The sequence below is a fragment of the Candidatus Erwinia dacicola genome (assembly GCF_001756855.1).
Taxonomy (GTDB): domain Bacteria; phylum Pseudomonadota; class Gammaproteobacteria; order Enterobacterales; family Enterobacteriaceae; genus Erwinia; species Erwinia dacicola.
This window is the reverse complement of the sequence record NZ_MAYS01000351.1, coordinates 1-2,703: the sequence shown is the minus strand read 5'-3', so window position 1 is coordinate 2,703 and position 2,703 is coordinate 1. Positions and strand designations below refer to the sequence as shown.

Sequence of the window (2,703 nt, the reverse complement as noted above, 5' to 3'; positions counted from 1 at the left end):
TCAGAGGAAGCCTGGCGGGCGTTTTCCCCTGGCGCTCAAGTCGCAGCTTATTCACCCAACGGGTGATAGCCGAATGGCTTACGTTAACTGCCTCTGCGGCCTTAACGTAGGTATAGCCGTGGTCGACAATTAACTTCGCCGCTTCGAGCTTAAATTCTGGCGTGAAATGTTTAGCCATTGGGTCACCTGTGGTGTTGGGAAGGTGAGAATATCACCTTCCGATCAGGTGGCCAGTATCAGTGTGCCACTACATTCGCCCACTGGCAGGAAATCAGCCCAACGCCACCTGCCGCCGCGTGGAACAGGAACACCTCATCTGGCTGCACCATATAGGTCTGGCGCAGCAGGTAATGCACGGTCAGCCCTTTAAGGAAAGAGGCGGCTGCCTGCTCAAAGGAGATAGCATCCGGCAGCAGCGCCAGCTTATCCACCGGCACATTATGCACTTCGCTGTAGGCACCGAGGGAGGATTGCGCGTATACCACGCGGTCGCTCGGCTTCAGTTCGCTGACGCCGGGGTCAACACGCGTCACCACGCCTGCCGCTTCGGTGCCTAAACCGGACGGCAGCGGGGCTGGGTAAAGCCCACTGCGCACGTAGATATCGATATAGTTGATACCAATCGCTTTATTCTCAATCTGCACTTATCCCGCAGCCGGATCGGCCAGATCGAAGTCCACCAGTTGCATCACTTCGGGTGCGTTGTGCTGGCTGATTTGTATACGTTTTGCCATGATCACTCCTGTGAATTGCGCCGCGAATGGGGGAGGACGAAGGCTATGCAAACGAGTATAATTGCGCGTCCCCCCCACAAGATTTTTGGTATTACATCACTATGGCAAGAAATAAACCCACCAACAAATCCTTCGAAAACCGCGAGCCGCGAGACCGTCAGATGGAAGGTCTTAAGCTGCCGCCGCACTCGCTGGAAGCAGAACAGTCAGTGTTGGGCGGTTTAATGCTAGATAACGAACGCTGGGATAACGTCTCCGAGCGCGTGGTGGCGAAGGACTTCTTCAGCCGACCGCACCGCATGATCTTCGCGGAAATGCAGCACCTGCTGGAACAGAGCAAGCCGATCGATCTGATAACTCTGTCCGAATCGATGGAAACCAAGGGCAAGCTGAGCATTGTGGGTGGCTTTGCTTATCTGGCCGAGCTGTCAAAAAATACGCCAAGTGCGGCGAACATTGGCGCTTATGCCGATATCGTGCGCGAACGCGCGGTAGTGCGTGAGATGATCGCGGTGGCGAATGAGATCGCCGATGCGGGTTACGATCCGCAGGGCCGTACTAGCGAGGACCTGCTCGATCTAGCTGAATCCCGCGTGTTCCAGATTGCCGAAAGCCGCACCAATAAAGATGACGGCCCGAAAAGCGTCGATCAGATCCTCGAAGCCACCATTGCGCGTATCGAATCCCTCTATCAGACGCCGCACGATGGGGTAACCGGCGTGGATACCGGCTATCACGACCTGAACAAGAAAACCGCGGGCCTGCAGCGCTCAGATCTGATTATCGTGGCGGCACGTCCGGCAATGGGTAAAACCACCTTCGCCATGAACCTGTGTGAAAACGCCGTGATGCTGCAGGATAAACCGGTGCTGATATTCAGCCTCGAGATGCCCGGCGAGCAGATCATGATGCGTATGCTGGCATCGCTGTCACGCGTGGACCAGACGCGCATTCGTACCGGCCAGCTGGATGATGAGGACTGGGCGCGTATCTCCAGCACCATGGGCATCCTGCTGGAGAAGAAGAACATGTTTATCGATGACTCTTCCGGCCTGACGCCAACCGAAGTCCGCTCGCGTGCGCGCCGTATTTTCCGCGAGCACGGCGGTCTGAGCATGATCATGATCGACTACCTGCAGCTGATGCACGTACCGTCACTGTCGGATAACCGCACGCTGGAGATCGCCGAGATCTCACGCTCGCTAAAGGCGCTGGCGAAAGAGCTGCAGGTGCCGGTGGTGGCGCTGTCGCAGCTTAACCGCTCCCTGGAGCAGCGTGCCGATAAGCGCCCGGTTAACTCCGACCTGCGTGAATCCGGCTCTATCGAGCAGGATGCCGATCTGATCATGTTTATCTACCGTGATGAGGTGTATCACGAGAACAGCGATCTGAAAGGGGTGGCAGAGATTATCCTAGGTAAACAGCGTAACGGCCCAATCGGCACCGTGCGCCTGACCTTTAACGGTCAGTGGTCACGCTTCGATAACTATGCAGGACCGCAGTACGACGACGAATAATCCTACCATTGACGGGCCGATCGAAAAAGAGGATCGGCCCCTACAGTTTACCCCAGCCGCATTACCCTCTGCGGATCATCACAAAATAGTGTTGGACAACACTGCAAAAAAATGCGGTTATCTGTCGGTAAGCAGTACTCAGCAACCGGCATGGACGAACGATGACCCAGATTGATGGTTTCGACCTTAAGATACTGACTTTACTAGAAGCAAATGGTCGCCTGACCAATCAGGAACTTAGCGATATCGTCGGGTTTTGATCGAATCCGTCAAGGTGGTGTAAATTCAGATCCAGCCTTCCGGTCCGGTAATATGTCTGTTAAGCGCTGAGTGGCAGCGCCTCGATCACATCGTTTTCAGCGGTCTGCTCTATCTCCGCCATGCTGTGCGGCGGCAGGTAGCGGTTCTGCAACAGCCATTCTTCGTTCTGCTCCGTCAGCACCGCCCCCAGA

The 2,703-nt window shown here is 55.6% G+C and carries 2 protein-coding genes and 3 pseudogenes; 2 read left to right on the top strand and 3 right to left on the bottom strand.

The features are described 5' to 3' along the window. Together BBW68_RS20735 and BBW68_RS10010 are read right to left on the bottom strand one after the other, a co-directional pair. On the bottom strand, window positions 1-178 hold a 178-nt coding region (locus BBW68_RS20735), incomplete at its 3' end, for a transposase (RefSeq protein ID WP_083264873.1). Between the two features lie 67 nt (window positions 179-245). Further along, a pseudogene (locus tag BBW68_RS10010) lies at window positions 246-734 on the bottom strand (alcohol dehydrogenase catalytic domain-containing protein); the annotation flags it as partial. Window positions 735-835: 101 nt separating this feature from the next. Between BBW68_RS10010 and dnaB the strand changes: the two are divergent. Beyond that, entirely contained in the window at window positions 836-2,251 is a 1,416-nt protein-coding gene (gene dnaB, locus BBW68_RS10005; RefSeq protein ID WP_070135247.1) for a replicative DNA helicase, read from the top strand. Window positions 2,252-2,412: 161 nt separating this feature from the next. Further along, window positions 2,413-2,505: pseudogene (locus BBW68_RS16620) on the top strand (winged helix-turn-helix transcriptional regulator); the annotation flags it as partial. 65 nt (window positions 2,506-2,570) lie between these two features. On the opposite strand, the pseudogene BBW68_RS17915 reads toward BBW68_RS16620, so the two are convergent. Continuing rightward, window positions 2,571-2,703, bottom strand: a pseudogene (locus tag BBW68_RS17915) (IS256 family transposase); the annotation flags it as partial.

Coding starts and splice junctions, on each gene's coding strand:
- dnaB (WP_070135247.1), top strand. CDS start 836: ATGGCAAGAAATAAACCCACCAACAAATCCTTCGAAAACCGCGAGCCG.